15 protein-coding genes and 8 tRNA genes are annotated in these 18,548 nt (G+C 62.5%); 15 read left to right on the top strand and 8 right to left on the bottom strand.

Annotated features, from left to right (window positions below):
* Nucleotides 1-32 precede the first annotated feature (32 nt).
* The gene (locus tag F8197_RS15165) at nt 33-1,259 is read left to right on the top strand and encodes an EAL and HDOD domain-containing protein (protein WP_152882565.1); all 1,227 of its coding nucleotides are present in this window, start codon (nt 33-35) and stop codon (nt 1,257-1,259) included.
* A 17-nt stretch (nt 1,260-1,276) separates the two neighbouring features.
* Here the strand turns inward: F8197_RS15165 and panC are convergent, their stop codons facing one another.
* The 7 genes from panC to metG all read right to left on the bottom strand — a co-directional run bounded on the left by panC (nt 1,277) and on the right by metG (nt 8,783).
* Nucleotides 1,277-2,116, bottom strand: a complete 840-nt coding sequence (gene panC, locus F8197_RS15160; RefSeq protein ID WP_019920216.1) for a pantoate--beta-alanine ligase — start codon at nt 2,114-2,116, stop codon at nt 1,277-1,279.
* A 20-nt stretch (nt 2,117-2,136) separates the two neighbouring features.
* The gene (locus F8197_RS15155; RefSeq protein WP_152882563.1) at nt 2,137-2,991 is read right to left on the bottom strand and encodes a ScpA family protein; all 855 of its coding nucleotides are present in this window, start codon (nt 2,989-2,991) and stop codon (nt 2,137-2,139) included.
* A 19-nt stretch (nt 2,992-3,010) separates the two neighbouring features.
* Complete coding sequence (locus F8197_RS15150; RefSeq protein WP_152882561.1) at nt 3,011-3,220, bottom strand: DUF3460 family protein; 210 nt, start codon at nt 3,218-3,220, stop codon at nt 3,011-3,013.
* Nucleotides 3,221-3,380: 160 nt separating this feature from the next.
* Entirely contained in the window at nt 3,381-3,776 is a 396-nt protein-coding gene (locus tag F8197_RS15145) for a hypothetical protein (RefSeq protein ID WP_056143927.1), read from the bottom strand.
* A 197-nt stretch (nt 3,777-3,973) separates the two neighbouring features.
* On the bottom strand, nt 3,974-5,710 hold the full coding sequence (locus tag F8197_RS15140) for a PHB depolymerase family esterase (RefSeq protein ID WP_152882559.1): 1,737 nt from the start codon (nt 5,708-5,710) through the stop codon (nt 3,974-3,976).
* A gap of 423 nt (nt 5,711-6,133) precedes the next feature.
* Entirely contained in the window at nt 6,134-6,613 is a 480-nt protein-coding gene (locus F8197_RS15135) for a GNAT family N-acetyltransferase (protein WP_056143932.1), read from the bottom strand.
* Between the two features lies 1 nt (nt 6,614).
* Nucleotides 6,615-8,783 carry a methionine--tRNA ligase gene (gene metG, locus F8197_RS15130; RefSeq protein ID WP_229214498.1) on the bottom strand — a complete coding sequence of 723 codons (2,169 nt, stop codon included), beginning with the start codon at nt 8,781-8,783 and terminating at the stop codon, nt 6,615-6,617.
* A gap of 132 nt (nt 8,784-8,915) precedes the next feature.
* Between metG and apbC the strand changes: the two genes are divergently transcribed.
* A complete protein-coding gene (apbC, locus tag F8197_RS15125; protein WP_019920209.1) occupies nt 8,916-10,004 on the top strand; it encodes an iron-sulfur cluster carrier protein ApbC in 1,089 nt (362 codons plus the stop codon).
* Nucleotides 10,005-10,049: 45 nt separating this feature from the next.
* On the opposite strand, the gene F8197_RS15120 is transcribed toward apbC, so the two are convergent.
* Entirely contained in the window at nt 10,050-11,078 is a 1,029-nt protein-coding gene (locus F8197_RS15120) for an ornithine cyclodeaminase family protein (RefSeq protein ID WP_152882555.1), read from the bottom strand.
* An 80-nt stretch (nt 11,079-11,158) separates the two neighbouring features.
* Between F8197_RS15120 and F8197_RS15115 the strand changes: the two genes are divergently transcribed.
* From F8197_RS15115 to F8197_RS15055, 13 genes are all read left to right on the top strand, one after another.
* A complete protein-coding gene (locus tag F8197_RS15115) occupies nt 11,159-12,283 on the top strand; it encodes an alanine racemase (protein ID WP_152882554.1) in 1,125 nt (374 codons plus the stop codon).
* 60 nt (nt 12,284-12,343) lie between these two features.
* Nucleotides 12,344-13,753 (top strand): glutamate--tRNA ligase, encoded by a 1,410-nt coding sequence (gene gltX / locus F8197_RS15110; RefSeq protein WP_056143947.1) that lies wholly within the window; start codon nt 12,344-12,346, stop codon nt 13,751-13,753.
* An 85-nt stretch (nt 13,754-13,838) separates the two neighbouring features.
* Nucleotides 13,839-13,914, top strand: a tRNA-Ala gene (locus tag F8197_RS15105).
* A gap of 44 nt (nt 13,915-13,958) precedes the next feature.
* A tRNA-Glu gene (locus F8197_RS15100) sits at nt 13,959-14,034 on the top strand.
* Nucleotides 14,035-14,081: 47 nt separating this feature from the next.
* Nucleotides 14,082-14,157 (top strand) — tRNA-Ala (locus tag F8197_RS15095).
* A gap of 55 nt (nt 14,158-14,212) precedes the next feature.
* A tRNA-Glu gene (locus F8197_RS15090) sits at nt 14,213-14,288 on the top strand.
* 60 nt (nt 14,289-14,348) lie between these two features.
* Nucleotides 14,349-14,424, top strand: a tRNA-Ala gene (locus F8197_RS15085).
* 22 nt (nt 14,425-14,446) lie between these two features.
* Nucleotides 14,447-14,522, top strand: a tRNA-Glu gene (locus F8197_RS15080).
* Between the two features lie 148 nt (nt 14,523-14,670).
* Nucleotides 14,671-14,746, top strand: a tRNA-Glu gene (locus F8197_RS15075).
* Nucleotides 14,747-14,791: 45 nt separating this feature from the next.
* A tRNA-Glu gene (locus F8197_RS15070) sits at nt 14,792-14,867 on the top strand.
* 74 nt (nt 14,868-14,941) lie between these two features.
* Nucleotides 14,942-16,087: an elongation factor P maturation arginine rhamnosyltransferase EarP gene (earP, locus tag F8197_RS15065; protein ID WP_152882552.1), complete on the top strand. Its 1,146-nt coding sequence runs from the start codon at nt 14,942-14,944 to the stop codon at nt 16,085-16,087.
* A gap of 149 nt (nt 16,088-16,236) precedes the next feature.
* On the top strand, nt 16,237-16,812 hold the full coding sequence (locus F8197_RS15060; protein ID WP_019920204.1) for an elongation factor P: 576 nt from the start codon (nt 16,237-16,239) through the stop codon (nt 16,810-16,812).
* Nucleotides 16,813-16,949: 137 nt separating this feature from the next.
* Nucleotides 16,950-18,548, top strand: coding sequence for an amidase (locus F8197_RS15055; RefSeq protein WP_152882550.1), 1,599 nt, complete (start codon nt 16,950-16,952; stop codon nt 18,546-18,548).

Here is an 18,548-nt window from a genome sequence, read left to right as displayed (position 1 = left end):
GGCTACGCTCGACAGCCTGCCCACGGACGGCCATGCACCACACTCATTTCCTGGTTCGCGAGCCGTTGCTCGACCCGCAGCAGCGGGTGGTCGGGTATGAGTTGACCTGGCAGCAGCCTGCGCAGGCCAGTGGCGCTTCTGCTGCGCCTGTCGTTGCCCTCGAGTCCCTGCTGAACTTTGTCGCCAGCCACGTGATCGGTGGCGAAGACGGCGAGACCTGGCTTCTGCTCGATAAAATCCTGTTCCTCGAAGCCGTGCCCGAGATGCTCTCGGCCGATGCCTTGCACCGCATGCCGCCCGCGTGCACGGTGCTCTCCTTGCCCGCCGCTACGCTGGCCAATCCCGATACCTTGCAAGCCGTGCACGCGTTGCGCGCCGGTGGCGTGGGCATCTTGCTGCGCAACTTTGCCCGCGCCCCGGCCGGCCTGCGCCTGGCCTCGCTGGCGTCGTTCGTGGAAGTGCGGTTCAGTGGCGCCAACGTGGCCACCCAGGCGCGCGCGTATGCGGCGCTCAAGCAGTCGGGACTGACCATGGTGGCGCGCCCGGTCAGCAACTGGGCCGACTTCGACGCCTGCGCCGCGCTGGGCCTGAATGCCTTTGTCGGCAAGCTGCACCTGACACCGCGTCCGGGCAACACCGCACGCGGCCTCAACCCGGCCCAGGCCATCATCCTGCAACTGATGCAGATGGTCAAAGAAAACGCCGACCTGGCCCAGATCGAAGCTGCACTCAAGCGCGACCCCACGCTGTCGTACAAGCTGCTGCGGTTTATTAATTCAGCCGGCTTCGGCGCCGGGCGCGAGGTGCAGTCGATGCGCCAGGCCCTGACCTTGCTCGGCTACGCGCCGCTGCACCGCTGGTTGACGTTATTGCTGGCAACGGCCAGCACCACCGGCTACTCGCCGGTGCTGCTGGAAACCGCCGTGGTGCGCGGCCGCCTGGCCGAACTGCTGGCGCGCGACACGCTGGGCAAGAGCGAGGCCGAACAGGTCTTCGTGGCAGGCATGTTCTCGCTGCTGGACCGCTTGCTGGGGATGACGATGGCGGAGGTGCTGGAGACCATCCAGCTGCCCGAGGGCGTGGTGGAAGCGCTGCTGACCCGCAGCGGGCGCTACGGGCCGTACCTGGCGCTGGCCGAGGCGTGCGAGCTGAACTCGGACCTGGTGGCAGCGCTGGCGATCGCGCTCAAGCTGCACCCGGAGGAAATCAACCAGGCCCATCTGCAGGCGCTGGCGTGGGCGCAGCAGATGGCGGTCTGAGGCCGCCATCTGCAGGATTAAATTTCCAGGTTGTCGATCAGGCGGGTAGTGCCGAGCTTGGCAGCAGCCAGCACCACCAGCGGCGCGCCTTGCGCCAGGTCGCCGGCCGACGGCGGCTGCAAATCGATACGCTTGCGGATCGACACATAATCGGGCTGCCAGCCGCGCTGCGCCAGGTTTTCCATCGCTTTGTGCTCGACCTGGAACACGTCCAGGTGGCCGGCGCGAATTTCTTCGGCCACGAAGTTCAGCGTCTGGTACAGCGCCGGCGCCTCGGCCCGCTCGTTTTCCGACAAATACATATTGCGCGACGACAGCGCCAGGCCGTCTTCGGCGCGGTAGGTTTCGGCGCCGATGATCTCGGTCGGCAGCGCGAACTGGCGGCTCATGTTACGCACCATCATCAGCTGCTGGTAATCCTTCTTGCCGAACACGGCCACCTTCGGCTGCACGCACGAGAACAGTTTCAGGACGATGGTGGTGACGCCGGTGAAGAAGCCGGGACGGAACTCGCCCTCGAGCGTGTTGCCCAGGTCGGCCGGTGGATTGACGCGGAATTCCTGCGGCTCCGGGTACAAATCCTTTTCGGTTGGCGCGAACAGCACATAGACGCCTTCCTTCTCCAGTTTTTCCACGTCGGCCTGGAAGGTGCGCGGGTACTTGTCGAAGTCTTCGTTGGGGCCGAACTGCAGGCGATTGACGAAGATGGACGCGACCACCGGATCGCCATGCTTGCGCGCCAGGCGCATCAGCGACAGGTGGCCCTCGTGCAGATTGCCCATGGTGGGAACAAAGGCGGTGCGCAGTTGACCGCTGAGCTGGTCGCGCAATTCTTCAATGGTGGTGATGATTTTCATGGGTCATTTCGGTAAACAATTCAGGCTGGCGCATATGCCAGCCGGACATAGATCGGTGCGAACGGTTCGGCCTGGGTGATCTCGATCAGCGTCTCCTTGGCCAGCTCGAGCAGGGCGACAAAGTTGACCACCACGACCGGCACGCCGCCGGCCACGTCGAACAGGTCCGCGAACTCGACAAAGCGCGTCGATTGCAGCCGGCGCAGGATGCCGGTCATGTGCTCGCGCACCGACAGTTCCTCGCGGCTGATCTTGTGGTGTTGCGTGAGCCGCGCGCGCTTCATCACGTCGAGCCAGGCCTGCTGCAAGTCGACCGCTGCCACGTCGGGCAGCACGGTTACCAGGCTTTGCTCGATGTGGATCTGGGTGCGCACGAAGTCACGGTCGAGCTGCGGCAGCGTGTTGAGGTCGTAGGCGGCCAGCTTGATCTGCTCGTAGTCGAGCAGGCGCCGCACCAGTTCAGCGCGCGGATCGTCCGCTTCGATGTCGAGGTCGGTCTGTCGCTGCGGCAGCAACATGCGCGACTTGATTTCGATGAGCATGGCCGCCATCAGCAGGTACTCGGCCGCCAGTTCCAGGTTGGACTTGCGGATCTGGTCCACGTACTTCAGGTATTGCAGCGTGAGCTGCGCCATGGGTATGTCGAGAATATTGAAATTCTGCTTGCGGATCAGGTACAGCAGCAAGTCCAGCGGGCCTTCGAATGCATCGAGAAATACTTCCAGCGCATCGGGCGGGATGTACAGGTCATTGGGCAGCTTGAGCAGCGGTTCGCCGTACAGGCGCGCGAAACCGGACACGTCGGCCGTCAGGGCCGCTGTGCCTGCCTCAGCCGCCGTTGCCGGTGCTGGTTCCGCTGCTGATTCTGGCAACATGCCTGCCGCCTTGAAGCGATCAGAGCTTGTTCTGGTAGACGTAGGCTTGCTGCTTGACGGCCGACTTCAGCTGGCGCTCCTGCTCGTCAAGCGAGATCGCCGGACGGTCCCACAGCAGGGCGCGGCCCTGTTGCTGACCAGCTTCGATCGCCGGATTCTTTGCTTTCAACTCTTTGATGAACAGCGTGTGGTCGGATTCGTACATCGAATGTTGTTTAGAGAGTTTCATATCGTCCGTATGAGTGGATTAGCAATGGCTATTTTACCGCGCCGCCGCGCCTCGGGGCGAATTTGATTATCGGCTGCGATCGGGCGGGACCTCAATGCAAAAAGCCGCACCGGTTGCGCGGGGCGGCTTTTCACTCACGGCACGAACAGATCGGCCGGGATTAGCGGACGACCGGACGTGCGTTAGGACGGTAGCAATCGGCTTTTGCAAGGCGGTTGTCGTGCTTGCCGGCGTGGGCAGCGGTTTGTGCTGGCGGCGTGGCAACGGCAGCGTCAACGCAGTTCACATCCTTGGTGTACTGGGCGCTGGCCATTTTGGCGTCCTGGCGGGTCTGGTAGCGTTGTTGCGGATCGGTCTGGGTGGCAGCGTGGCTCGGCAGGGTCGGGTGCAGTTCACCGGTGGTGGACGCGGCTTGCAGCGACGTGGTGCTGATCGGCGCGGCTTCCTGCGGGCTCAACTGGTTCGGCGTCAGCGCCGAATTTTGCGCAAAAACGCTGGCGCTCATGCACAGGGTGGCGATCAGGGCGGTCACTTTGGCGGTAGTCTTGGTGTTCATGTCAGCTCCTCTTGTTGCATTGAATGAGGCTTGATTATTTCATTCGACAGCAAGTTCAGCCGTAGGACACACGCTCATGCCCGCGTCGGACGGCAGGGCGCCGGGTTGCCATCCTGGTCCCATCGTAGCGTGATACCGCCCCTATCGCGCTTGCTGGCGCGATAGGGGCGGTCGAGGATGACCTCAGCACCCCGGGCTTACGGGCAGATACCCACCTTGTAATAGCCCTCGGCAGTCTGCGCCAGCGTGCTGCGGAAGAAAATGCTGGTCAGGCCCATCAGTTCGTTTGAACCATTGGCATAGGCCAGGCCGAACTTGTTGGTGGCGCGGCCTGCCTGGACGTGAGCGTAGTTGCTGGCGGTGACCGTGGTGCAGGTCCAGCCGCCGTTGCCGGTGCTGGTGGTGACCGTCAACGGCGCCGACTGCGCGCTCTCGCCGGCATTGCCTACCGACGTCACCGTGATGGTGTAGCTGGTGTTGGCAGTGAGGGCGCCGACGGTGTAACTGGTGCCAGCGACCGGCGACGACGTCACGCGCGAGCCATTCACGTACACGTTGTAGCCGGTGGCGGCGCCGGCGGCGTTCCAGGTCAGCGCCACGGTGGTGTCGGTGACAGCGCCGGCGGTGATGCCGGTGGGTGGCGTCAACGCCGGCTCGCTACCGACCGAGAACTGCGCGATATTGCAGGCAGCCGAGGTGCGGTTGGCAGTGTCGGTGGCGGTCACGGTGCCGCTGTAGTTGCCGGCGGCCAGGTTGTAGGTCTTGTTGAAGTTGGCGCCGCTGCCGGCGGTGTTGTCGTTGACGGCGGTGGGGCCGCTCAGCACCACCGTGTAGTTGCTGACGTTGCCGGTGGCCGCGCCGCTGACGCTGGCGCTGGTGGCGCTGATGGCGGCAGCCGAGCACGCTGTCATTTCCGGCCCGGTACTTTCACCGACGCGCAGGTTGTTCTTGTACCAGAAATCCATCACGAACGCCGGGTAGTTGACCTTGGTGTTGTCCACGAAGTTGACGTTCTGGCCGCCTTTGCCGGCCGGCCACGAGTGGCCCATGCCGGCCACCGTGATTTCGTGGGTGCGCACCTTGCCATTGCTGTCGCGGTAGGGGATGTTGGTGCCGCCGCCAGCAACGGTTTCCGCTGGCGCTGGTGTGAACGCGCCGCCATAGATCTTGCGCATCGCTTCCGTGGCAAGCGGGCCGTAGGCCTGGCCGACCGTGTAGTCAAACGTGCCCCAGATGGCGCCGGCGATCTGCGTGCTGAACTTGCTGGCGGCGCTGCCGGCCATCGCCTTGCAGCGCGATGCCGCGGTATCGGATGTGTAGCCGTTGGGCACGCTGCCGATCTGCAATGTAGTGGTCCCCGGTGTGGGGCCAGCGTTGATGCCCACGCCGGCAAACACGTCCGGCGCCAGGCAACCCATCACCATGGTCTGGCCACCGCCCGACGACAGCCCGGTCACGTACACCTGATTCGGATCGATCGCGTATTGCGGATCTTTCACGAAGCGGTCCACCAGGTCGAGCAGCACCTTGTCGTGGCCGCCGCTAGTACGGCTGTGGCTGGTATTCGCGTAGTCCCAGCAATGGTTGTAGTACACATTGCCGGTGGCGTTAGGCGCCAGGATCACGGCGCCATACTGGTCGCCCATGGCGGCCCAGTTGTAGCCGCCATCGTTGCCATTGATGACGTCGCCGGCAGCGGTCTGTTTGCAGCCGTGCAGGACCAGCACCAGCGCGCGCTTGCCGCCGATCTTGGGTTCGCTGGCTGGCCAGTAGAAGAAGCCGGTGAGATTGCCGCCGTTGGCGGTGTCGGCGGCCCAGGTTTGTTGCGCGCTCCACTTGCCGGGACCCGGTGTTGCGCTCCATGAGGGCCAGGCCCAGCATAGAAGGATACAGACGAGCGCGTGCCACAGCGTGCGCTGGAGGTGGTGAGTCATGATGGTCTCCGTTATAAAAAGAATGGTGTGCTAACCCAGCCAAAAGATGAATGGCTGAGGAAATATTAGTCCACGAAAATTTTCATACAAGCTCCCCCGTAGTTCTACTGTTGCGTGCGCGATTGGCGCAGCTCAACAAATTGCTGTAAAGGAGAAATTGAAAGCGAGCCTTATGGCATAAGGCGGCCTGAGCAGTTGGCGCATCTGTGGGACCATCATTTGGCGCCGGGTAGGTCTGGCTGGGACAGACGTTTACGTTTTGCTGCAGAGTGCGCTTGGATCGCAAGTCGGCATCTCAATTTCGGGTTGACTCTACCTTTGGAGTGGAGTCGCCGAGCAGTATTTCACAAGCGCTTGTTGAAATAAGTAGGAGGGTTACTCGTCCGCGAGTGGGAACGGTTCCTACCCGATTACTAGCCAGTGCTACCACGCGAGCGCGCGGCGCATCACCAGTGGCGGTGGTTCGAGCGGATTGGCGTGCGAGTATTCGAGTTCCTCGGCCAGCGCGAATTCGTACGACGCATAAAAATCCACGAGCTTGCGCTGGTCGGCGCGCACGGCCAGGCGCACTTCGTCCACGCCGCAGGCCAGGCCATGGTGGATCACCGCTTCAAGCAGGTGCTGCGACAGATTGTGACCGCGCCATGCCGGCAGCACGCCCATGCGGCACACCTCCCAGGTGCGGCTGCCGCCATCGAGCGGCAGCCAGCGCACGGAGCCTACCGGTTCATCATCGACCAATAAAACAAAGCCGCCGCCATCGCGCAGGTGGTCTGCAACAATGACGGCGGTTTCGCGGTGGCCGCTGGAAGTGACACTGACCTTGCCGGCCCACGCCGCGCGCGTGAGCGCGGCGATGAGCTGACTGTCTTCGTGGGTCGCTTCGCGGACGACAATCTTCATTTTAACGAATGCGCATGCCGGGTTCTGCGCCTGGCCATGGGTTCAAAATATAGATGCCCGGGTTGGCTTTTTCGTCCTTGGCCGATCCTGCCAGCACCATGCCTTCGGAGACACCGAACTTCATCTTGCGTGGCGCCAGGTTGGCCACCATCACGGTCAGCTTGCCCACCAGGTCTTCCGGCTGGTACATTGATTTGATGCCCGAGAAGACGTTGCGCAGGCGGCCTTCGCCCACGTCGAGCGTGAGGCGCAGCAGCTTGTCGGAACCGTCCACGTGTTCGCAGTTGACGATCTTTGCCACGCGCAGGTCGATCTTGACGAAATCGTCGATCGAGATCTGCGGCGCCAGTTCTTCCACGCCTTCAGGCATCGGCACCACCGGCGCGGCCACCGCAGGCGCGGCCTGCTTGGCGGGCTTCGCCGGTTTTTCAGCCGGAGCAGCTGCGGCTTGCTGATTTGGCGCGTCGAACAGGTCTTCGATCATCTTGGCATCGACGCGCGTCATCAGGTGCGTGTAGGCGCCGATGGTGCGGCCGAGCAGCGCTTGCGAGACAGCGCCGCTGGCAACATCGGTGTCAGCCCATACCAGCTGGCCGTCGTTCAGGAATTTCGCCACGTTGGCGGCCACGCCAGGCAGCACCGGCGACAGCAGGATGGTCAATTGGCGGAACAGGATCAGCGCCGCCGTGCACACGTCGTGCAATTCGGCCAGTTTGGCGTCGTCCTTGGCCAGGATCCACGGCTTGTTTTCGTCGACATACTGGTTGGTGATGTCGGCGATTTCCATGATTTCGCGCAGCGCCTTGCCGTACTCGCGGGCGTCGAAGTTGGCGGCGATATTGGCTTGCCGTTCCACGCCTTCAGGCGTGACCAGCGCGCGCTTGATCCACTCCTGTGCACCGGGCGACAGCGTGTCGGCCAGCTTGCCGTCGAATTTTTTGGCGATGAAACCGGCGCAGCGGCTGGCGATGTTGACGAACTTGCCAATCAAATCGCTGTTGACGCGGGCGACGAAATCGTCACCGGTGAAGTCCAGGTCTTCGACCTTGGAGTTGAGCTTGAAGGCAATGTAGTAGCGCAGCCATTCCGGGTTCATGCCGAGGTTCAGGTAGCGCAGCGGCGAGATACCGGTGCCGCGCGACTTCGACATTTTCTCGTTGTTGACGGTCAAGTGGCCGTGCACATTGACCTTGAGCTTGTCGATTACCGGGTGGCCGGCGAACTTCAGCATCGCGGGCCAGAACAGCAAGTGGAACGACACGATGTCCTTGCCGATGAAGTGGATCTGCTCGGTGGCCGGATCGTTGAGCAGCTCATTGAAGTCGATGCCCTGCTTGTCGCAGTAGTTTTTCAGGCTGGCCAGGTAGCCGACCGGCGCGTCGAGCCAGACGTAGAAGAATTTACCGGGTGCGTCGGGGATCGGAATGCCGAAGTACGGCGCATCGCGCGAGATGTCCCAGTCGGCCAGCTTTTCGCCGGACTCGCCCAGCCATTCGCTGACCTTGTTGACCATCTCCGGCTGCAAACGGCCCGGCGTGTTGAGCCAGTCCTTGAGGAACTGGTAGCAGCGCGGGTCGGACAGCTTGAAGAAGTACTGTTCCGAGTCTTTCAGTACCGGGGTGGCGTTGGTAAACACCGAGAACGGATTGATTAGTTCGGTAGGCTGGTAGGCCGCGCCGCACACTTCGCAGTTGTCGCCGTATTGATCCTTGGCGTGGCAGGTCGGGCACTCGCCCTTGATGTTGCGGTCGGCCAGGAACATGCCTTTGACCGGGTCGTAGAAGCGCGGCACGATCTTGGTCTGGATCAGGCCAGCTTCGCGCAGCTTGCGGTAGATGCCTTGCGACAGTTCGACGTTTTCCGGCGAGTCGGTCGAGTACCAGTTATCGAAAGCGATATGGAAGCCGTCGAGGTACTGGGCGCGGCCGGCGGCGATCTTGGCCACGAATTCCTGCGGCGTGATGCCTTCCTTTTCGGCGGCGATCATGATCGGCGTGCCGTGCGTATCGTCGGCGCCCACGAAGTGGACTACCCGTTGCGCTTCGCCGTCGCGCTGCATTCGCTGGAACCGTACCCAGATGTCGGCCTGGATGTACTCCATCATGTGGCCAATATGGAAAGCGGCGTTTGCGTAGGGCAGGGCAGTGGTGACGAACAGCTTGCGGGTCATGGTTGATGCACTTTGTGGGTGGAAAAGGAGCATTTTAACAGCGGTTCGGGTTGGCGGTCATCCCGCCGGACGGCCGGCCGAGGATTTTTGCCGCGATGCGCTAGAATGGGCGCATATTTCACGGAGAGCCTCATGAGTATCACAGTAGACGCAGTCAAAGCCGCCCTGTCGCAAGTTATTGACCCAAATACAACGAAAGATTTCGTCAGCGGCAAGGCCGTGAAAAATCTCAAAGTTGACAATGGCGACATTTCGCTCGACATCGAGCTCGGCTACCCCGCCAAAAGCCAGGTCGACAGCATCCGCCGCAACGTTATCGCCGCCTTGAAGGCCCTGCCTGGCGCCGGCAATATCAGCGTCGGTGTGAGCTCGAAGATCATTCCCCACAGCGTGCAGCGCGGCTTGAAGCTCATGCCCAATGTGAAAAACATCATTGCCGTCGCGTCGGGCAAGGGCGGCGTCGGTAAATCGACCACCGCCGTCAACCTGGCGCTGGCGCTGGCTGCCGAAGGCGCGTCGGTCGGCCTGCTCGACGCCGATATTTATGGACCGTCGCAGCCGATGATGCTGGGCGTGTCCGGCCGTCCGCAAACGGTCGATGGCAAGTCGATGGAGCCGATGGAAAACCACGGCGTGCAAGTGTCGTCGATCGGTTTCCTGATCGATCCGGACGAGCCGATGGTCTGGCGCGGTCCGATGGTCACGCAAGCGTTGCAGCAACTGCTGGAACAAACCAACTGGCGCGACCTCGACTACCTGATCGTCGATATGCCGCCAGGTACCGGTGACATCCAGTTGACGCTGTCGCAAAAAGTGCCTGTCACCGGCGCCGTCATCGTCACCACGCCGCAGGACATTGCGCTGCTCGACGCCCGCAAGGGCCTGAAAATGTTCGAGAAGGTCGGCATTCCGATCCTGGGCATCGTGGAAAACATGAGCACCCATATCTGCTCGAACTGCGGCCACGCGGAAGAAATTTTCGGCGCCGGCGGCGGCGAAAAGATGTGCAAGGATTTCAACGTGGACTTCCTCGGCGCGCTGCCGCTGACCATGTCGATCCGCGAGCAGGCCGATTCCGGCAAGCCGACCGTGGTGGCCGATCCCGATGGCCCGGTCGCGGCGATCTATAAAGACATCGCCCGCAAGATCGCGGTGCAGGTGGCGGAAAAGGCCAAGGATATGACCAGCAAGTTCCCGAGTATCGTTATCAAGAACGACTGATGATGCAGTGGCTGGCGGCGCCGCTCCGCCAGCCTTCAGCGGGATTTACCACGGCCATGCCACGCGGTTGCCCAACCCCTGCGTAACCGCCGCACTATATAGATATTCCCCCAGCACCAGGTCCTGCAACGCCAGCCCTGTCATATCGAACACCGTGACGTCGTTCTCCGCGCGCGTGAATGCGCCGCCGGTCAATACATCCCCCAGCTCCACGCATTCGGTATCCGCCGCCCACTGCATCTCGCCCAGCGCCAGCGCCTGTGTACGATCATCGGCCACCACGCGCGACCGTTCCAGCAAGCCCTCCGACAGTTCGCGCTTGCCGCGCGTATCGGCGCCTACGCAGGTGAAATGCGTGCCCGGCCGCACCGCATCGATACTGAATAGCGCACCGCCGCCCGGCGTGGCCGTGATGACGACGTCGCTGTTGGCCACCGCTAGATCTGCGTCTGGCGCGTGGCGTATGTTGCACATGTCGGACACGCTGCCCATGTTGCTCACGCTGGACACGTCGCCAACGCCGCGCATGTTGCGCTGGTCGGCCAGGGCAGCCTCGAACCGCGCATCCGGCTTGCCATCGCGCGACACGTAACGCACCGACGCCAGCGCGGGCAGGGCGCGCATGGCAGCTGCCACTTGGGCGCGGGCCTGCACGCCGGTGCCGAACACGGTCAGGCGGGTGCTGTCGGCGCGCGCCAGCAGCAGCGTTCCCAGTTCGCCGGCGGCGGCCGTGCGCGCGGTGGTGATGGCGTTGCCGTCCATCAGGCACAGCGGCCGGCCGGTGGCGGGATCAAACAGCATCACCGTGGCCTGGTGCGGTTCGCCACCGTGCAGCCGGTTGGCGGGCCAGAAGCCGGCCGCCTTGAAGCCCAGCAGGCGGCGCGCCGCCACGTCGCCGGACTTGATGCCGAATACACCGTCTGCCAGTTGTTCCCGCACCACCGGAAACACGCGTCCTTCGCGCCGGCTGTGCAGGGTAAAGGCGTCGCGCACCGCGTGCAGGGCGAGATCGGCGGTGAGCGGGGCGGCGATGGCGTCGCGGTCGAGCAGCAGCAATTGGGCGGTGTCGCGCATGATGGTTCCTGGTTGTCGATAGTGTTTGGCATTTTATCTAAAAATGGATAAACTGTCTTAAAAATCGACGAGGAGTGTACATGGAACTGAATCTGGAAACCCCGGCGCTGCTGCTGGACGAAGCGCGCATGCAGAACAATATGGCGCGCATGCAGGAGCGCATGAATCTTCTTGGCGTGGCATTCCGTCCGCATGTCAAAACCAGCAAGTGCCTGGAAGTAGCCAGGCGCCAGCTGGCGCTTGGTGCGCGCGGCATCACGGTGTCCACCTTGAAAGAGGCCGAGCAGTTTTTTGCGGCGGGTGTGGACGACATCCTGTACGCGGTGGCCATCGTGCCGAACAAGCTCGATCACGCACTGCGGCTGGTGCGCGCCGGGCTGCGCCTGACGTTGCTGGTGGAATCGGGCGCCATGGCTGCCGAGGTGGCGCGCCACGGCCTGGAGCATGGCGTGTGTTACGACGTGCTGATCGAAGTCGATACCGACGGCCACCGCTCCGGCATCGCCCCTGCTGACCCGCTGTTGCTGGACGTGGCAGCCGCCCTGACCGGCGGCGCGCGCTTCAAGGGCGTGATGACCCATGCCGGCAGCTCCTACGATCTGCGCACCCCCGAGGCGCTGGCCGCCATGGCCGAGCAGGAGCGCAGCCGCTGCGTCGATGCGGCCGAACGGCTGCGCGCGGCCGGCCATGTGTGCGAAGTGGTCAGCGTTGGCTCCACGCCCACCGCGCTGTCGGCCCGTCACCTCGATGGCGTGACCGAGGTGAGGGCGGGTGTGTACGTGTTCTTCGACCTGGTGATGGCTGGCGTGGGCGTGTGCGAAACCGGTGACATCGCCTTGTCCGTGCTGTGCACGGTGATCGGCCACCGCCCGCTTGAGGGCTGGATCATTACCGACGCCGGCTGGATGGCCATGAGTCGCGACCGCGGCACCCAGAAGCAGGCGCGCGATTATGGTTACGGCATGGTGTGCGATGCCGACGGCAACGCCATCGCCGAACTGGCATTCAGCCAGGCCAACCAGGAGCACGGCGTGTTGCAATGGACCGGTGACATCGTCGATCTGGCGGCGCGGTACCCGGTGGGCAGCAGCCTGCGTATCGTGCCCAATCACGCCTGCGCCACCGGCGCCCAGCACCCTTTCTATTATGTATTGCCGCAGGAGGGCGGTGTGCCGCGCAAATGGGAGCGTTTCAGCGGCTGGTGACGGAACCGCGTATCAAGGCTGTAAAATAGCGGTCTTTCTACCTCAGCTTTATTGATCCCGATGACCAACGCACCAGCCAAACCAGTCCGCACCCGTTTCGCCCCCAGCCCGACCGGCTATCTCCACCTGGGCGGCGCCCGCACGGCGCTGTACTCGTGGGCCTTCGCCCGCCACTTCGGCGGCACCTTTGTGCTGCGTATCGAAGACACCGACCTGGAGCGCTCCACGCCGGCAGCGGTGCAAGCCATCATCGAAGGCATGGAGTGGCTGGGCCTGGCCCACGACGAAGGCCCGTTCTACCAGATGCAGCGCATGGACCGCTACCGCGAAGTGCTGGCGCAGATGCTGGAAGCCGGCACCGCCTACCAGTGCTATTCGTCGCCCGAAGAAGTGGAAGCGATGCGCGAGCGCATGCGCGCCGCCGGTGAAAAGCCGCGCTACGACGGCACCTGGCGCCCGGAGCCGGGCAAGACCCTGCCGGCCATTCCCGAAGGCCGCAAGCCGGTGCTGCGCTTCAAGAACCCGCTCGATGGCGAAGTGACCTGGAACGATTTCGTCAAAGGCTCGATCACCATCGGTAACAAGGAACTGGACGACCTGGTGATCGCCCGCCCGGACGGCACGCCGACGTACAACTTCTGCGTGGCCATCGACGACCTCGACATGGAAATCAGCCACGTGCTGCGCGGCGACGACCATGTCAACAACACGCCGCGCCAGATCAACATCCTGCGCGCCATCGGCGCACCGCTACCGGAGTACGGCCACCTGCCGATGATCCTCGGTTCGGATGGCGCCAAGATGTCCAAGCGCAAGGACGCCGTCAACGTGATGGACTACCCGGCGCAAGGCTATCTGCCGGAAGCGATCCTGAACTACCTGGCGCGCCTGGGCTGGAGCCACGGCGACGAGGAAGTGTTCTCGATGGCGCAGATGATCGAATGGTTCGACGGTAGCCACCTGTCCAATTCCGCCGCACAGTTCAACATCGAAAAGCTGAACTGGCTGAACAACCACTATATCAAGCAGGCCGACAACGAACGCCTCGCTGCGCTGGCCAAACCGCGCATGCTGGACAACGGCGCCGAGTTCGACGGCGCGCCGGCGCTGGCGGTGGTGCTGGGCCTGATGAAGGAACGCACCAACACCGTCAACGAACTGGCCGACGCGTCGATGCTGTTCTTCCGCACGCCGCAGCCCGACGCTGCGCTGCTGACCCAGCACGTGACCGATGCCGTGAAGCCGGCGCTGGCGCAGTTTGCCGAGCGTTGCCAGACGGTGGAGTGGAACAAGGCCGCGCTGGCCGCCATGATCAAGGAAGTGCTGGCCGCGAACGGTTTGAAGATGCCGCAAATGGCCATGCCGCTGCGCCTGTTCCTGACCGGCCAGTTGCAGACGCCGGCGATCGACGCGGTGCTGGAAATCTTCGGTCGCGAGACCGTTGTGGCGCGCGTGGCGAAGTTCCTTTAATTATTAGTTGATTGCAGGGGCAAAGTTGCAAAAGGGTATTTGCATAATACGGAGCCTCTGCTATACTCTTGTCTCTCGCGCAAACGGGGGTATAGCTCAGCTGGGAGAGCGCTTGCATGGCATGCAAGAGGTCAGCGGTTCGATCCCGCTTACCTCCACCAGATTTGCAGAGATGATGTAGTAAAGTCAGTACCGTAGTGCCAGGGTCCCCATCGTCTAGAGGCCTAGGACATCACCCTTTCACGGTGAGTACGGGGGTTCGAATCCCCCTGGGGACGCCAGTTTCGCCAAAGCTGGTAGCAGTAAGTTGTTAGTGTTTTTGCGCCCGGGGGGTATAGCTCAGCTGGGAGAGCGCTTGCATGGCATGCAAGAGGTCAGCGGTTCGATCCCGCTTACCTCCACCAACAGCGCAAAAGCAGATGTAGTAAATGGTTTATATTGTTTTACCGTAGTGCCAAGGTCCCCATCGTCTAGAGGCCTAGGACATCACCCTTTCACGGTGAGTACGGGGGTTCGAATCCCCCTGGGGACGCCAGCTTGTTTGTGCTGGCAGTAGTAAAAAAGTAGATGTACGACAGAAGACTTTCTGCGCCCGGGGGGTATAGCTCAGCTGGGAGAGCGCTTGCATGGCATGCAAGAGGTCAGCGGTTCGATCCCGCTTACCTCCACCACTGCGTAGAGAGCACAGACACTGTCCCCATCGTCTAGAGGCCTAGGACATCACCCTTTCACGGTGAGTACGGGGGTTCGAATCCCCCTGGGGACGCCAGGTAGCAGTACAGCAAAGCCGCTCATCGAGCGGCTTTTTGCTTTTTAACTTTACGTGGTATTTTTGTTGAATTGAAAAAAACCAGCAAAAACAACGGTTTGTAGTTGCATTGAGCGCGGTACGCTGCTATGATTCGCGCCTTGGAAATGTCCCCATCGTCTAGAGGCCTAGGACATCACCCTTTCACGGTGAGTACGGGGGTTCGAATCCCCCTGGGGACGCCAGATATTTCCAAATATGTAGTGCAAGGCCAGTACGGACAGATTTCTGTCCCCATCGTCTAGAGGCCTAGGACATCACCCTTTCACGGTGAGTACGGGGGTTCGAATCCCCCTGGGGACGCCAGACAGCAACAAGAAAAAGCCGCCTCGTGCGGCTTTTTTTCATTCCGCCTTTCTTTATTCGCCTTATCCGCCACCATGACCATCCGCCTCGACCTGTTTTGCCGCGTTATCGACAACTATGGCGACATCGGCATCTGCTGGCGCCTGGCCCGCCAACTGCATGCCGAGCATGGCATCGCGGTGCGCTTGTGGGTGGACGACCTGGTCAGCTTCCGCCGCCTGCGCCCCGAAGTCGATACCGCAGCCGAAAACCAGATGGTGCAGGGCGTGGCCGTGCGCCACTGGCGCGACCAGGATGGCGTGTACACCGTGGACGACGTGGCCGATATCGTCATCGAATTTTTCGCCGTCGATCTGCCGCCATCTTATGTGGCCGCGATGGCGCAGTGCACACCGCGCCCCGTGTGGTTCAACCTCGAAGGGCTGACGGCGGAAGAATGGGTGGAGGGCTGTCACCGCCTGACGTCGCCGCATCCGCAACTGCCGTTGACCAAGCACTTTTTTTTCCCGGGGTTTACGGAGAAGACCGGCGGCTTGCCGCGCGAAGCGGCGCTGTTCGACTCGCGGCGCGCGTTCCTCGAAAATCCGGCGACTGCGGATGAATTTTTGCAGTCGCTCGGCGCCACGCCGGCCGAACTGGCCGCCACCCGCGTATCGCTGTTCTGCTACCCGTTCGCCCCGGTGGCGCCGCTGTTCGATGCGTGGCGCGATGGTGCTGAAGCCATCACCTGTTTCGTGCCCGAAGGCGTGGCGACCCAGGCGGTACAAGGCTTTCTTGGAACCGCCGCGATTGCCGGCGCGGCAGCTACACAGGGCAAGCTGACGGTGCGCGTGCTGCCGTTCGTGCCGCAGCCGGATTACGACCAGCTGCTGTGGGCGTGCGATGTGAACCTGGTGCGCGGCGAAGATTCCTGGGTGCGCGCGCAGTGGGCGGGCAAGCCGTTTGTGTGGCATATCTACGCGCAGGACGACAATTTGCACCACAAGAAATTGCGCGCCTTTTTGCAGCGCTACGCGGTGGGGCTCGATGCCGTGACGGCGTTTTCGCTGGCGTGGAACGGCGTCCACCTCCACGCCGACTGGCCCGCCCTGTGGCGCGGCCTGCGTGCGGAGACGCCGCAGATCGCCGCGCGCGCGGTGGCATGGGAGCAGCAGGTGGCCGCACACGGCGACCTGACTGCCAATCTGCTGGCTTTCGCGCAGTCGATCAGAGGTGCTTAAGCCACGGCCAAGATAGGCTGCGCCAGAAAACCCGGGTATAATGCCGGGTTAATCTCTAGAACATTTTTTACCCTGATCAATCGTGAGCTGATGGCCTTGCGCCCGGCGCAGATGATTTTTACGCAACTTAAATTTTTAAGTAAATTACTATGAAACCAGCAAAAGAAATTCGTGTCGGCAACATCATCATGGTCGATGCCAAGCCATTCATCGTGCTGCGCTCGGACGTCAACGGTTCGAGCCGCACCGGCTTCACCTACAAATGGAAGATGAAAAATCTTCTGACCAACAGCCCGCTGGAAAACGTGTTCCGCGGCGACGACAAGTTCGACGTCGTGGTTCTGGACAAAAAGCCAGTGACCTACTCGTACTTCGCCGATCCGCTGTACGTCTTCATGGACGCTGACTACGAACAGTACGAAATCGAAGAAGAAAACCTGGGCGACGCACTGAACTACCTGAAAGACGGTATGGAATGCGAAGCAGTTTTCTACGATGGCAAAGCCATCTCGGTTGAACTGCCAACCACCATCCAGCGTCAGATCGTGTACTCGGAGCCTGCAGTCAAGGGCAACACCTCGGGTAACGTACTGAAAGAAGCGCGCATCGAAAACGCCATCGAATCGAAGCAGTTCACGGTTCAAGTGCCACTGTTCGTGAGCCAGGACGACGTCATCGAAATCGACACCCGTACCAACGAATACAAAAAAATCGTTCGCAACTAATCGAGCGATCAAGCGCGAGCAATCGAGTAATCGAACGATCATCAGAAAAACGCCCTCCGGGGCGTTTTTTTTCGCCGGTACCGATAAGGCTTTGCTATATTCATGCAGCGCAGCAAATTCAATTGACAGGGGTGGGCATGGATCGCAGGCAGTTCGTTCGGATGGGCGTGGTGGCGGGAGCGACCGCAGGTGCGGTGGCAGGCAGCGGCAAGGCGCTGGCCGCAGTCAAGCCGACCAGTGGCGGCATTCTCGAAGCCGGCGTGCGTGAGCAACAGCAGCAAATGGAAGCAGGCAAGCTCACGTCGCACGCGCTCACCTCGCAGTACCTGGCCCGCATCCGCAACATCGACAAGGCCGGCCCGCGCATCAACGCCATCATCGAGGTCAATCCCGAAGCGCTCAAGCTGGCGCTGGAAATGGACCGCGAACGCACGGCCGGCCGGGTGCGCGGTCCGTTGCATGGCATCCCGGTTCTACTCAAGGACAACATCGCCACCGGCGACCGCATGAGCACCACTGCCGGATCGCTGGCGCTGGCCGGCGTGCGCGCCCGGCGCGACGCCCACGTGGCCGCGCAACTGCGTGCCGCCGGCGCCATCATCATCGGCAAAACCAATCTGAGCGAGTGGGCCAATATGCGCTCCACCCAGTCGGTGAGCGGCTGGAGCGCGCGCGGTGGCCTCACGCGCAATCCGTATGCGCTCGATCGCAATTGCAGCGGCTCGAGTTCCGGCTCGGGCGCGGCGATTGCCGCCGGCCTGGCCACGCTGGCCGTGGGCACCGAGACCGATGGTTCGATCGTCTCGCCGGCATCGATCTGCGGCGTGGTGGGCATCAAGCCGACCCTGGGCCTGGTGAGCCGCAGCGGCATCATCCCGATCGCCCATTCGCAGGACACGGCCGGGCCGATGGCGCGCACCGTGGCCGACGCGGCGGCGTTGCTGACCGCGCTCGCCGGCGCCGATCCGCGCGATGCGGCCACCCGCGAAACGAAGCCGGTCAATTACCTGGCCGCGCTGGAGCGCGGTGGCTTGCAGGGCAAGCGCCTGGGCGTGGCACGCAATTTCTTCGGCCGCAGCGTGGAGGTCGACGCCGTGATCGCCAAAGCGCTCGACGAGTTGAGCGCGCAGGGCGCAGTGCTGGTCGAGGTGGAAGTGCCCAACAGCGACGAGTATGGCGACTCCGAGACCGAGGTGCTGCTGTACGAATTCAAGGCAGGACTGGCGGCGTACCTGAAGGAATATGCGCCGCATGCGCAGGTGGCCAACATGGCCGACGTGATCGCTTTCAACCGCGCGCATGCGCAAGCAGAGATGCCGTACTTCGGCCAGGAGTACCTCGAACGCGCACAGGCCAAGGAAGGTCTGGACGCACCGGCCTACCGTGAAGCGCTGGCCAACAACGGCCGCTACGCGCGCACGGAAGGTATCGACCAGGTGATGAAGGAGCACAAGCTGGATGCGCTGGTGGCGCCCACCGGCGGCCTGGCCTGGCTGACGGATTTTATCAACGGCGACCATTACGGCGGCAGCTTCTCGTCGCCGGCGGCGGTGGCTGGCTACCCGCACATCACCGTGCCGGCAGGGCAGGTGCATGGCTTGCCGGTGGGGCTGTCGTTCGTGGGCGCGGCCTACAGCGAGGCGGCGCTGATCCGCATGGCGTATTCGTACGAACAAGCCACGCTGCACCGGCGCGCGCCGCAGTTCAAGGCCAGCGTTTCGCTGGCGGTGCGCTGA

The sequence above is a fragment of the Duganella sp. FT27W genome, from assembly GCF_009295655.1.
GTDB classification, from domain to species: domain Bacteria; phylum Pseudomonadota; class Gammaproteobacteria; order Burkholderiales; family Burkholderiaceae_D; genus Rugamonas; species Rugamonas zoogloeoides.
Note: the sequence above shows the minus strand (reverse complement) of the source record. Positions and strands in the feature narration are given on the sequence as shown.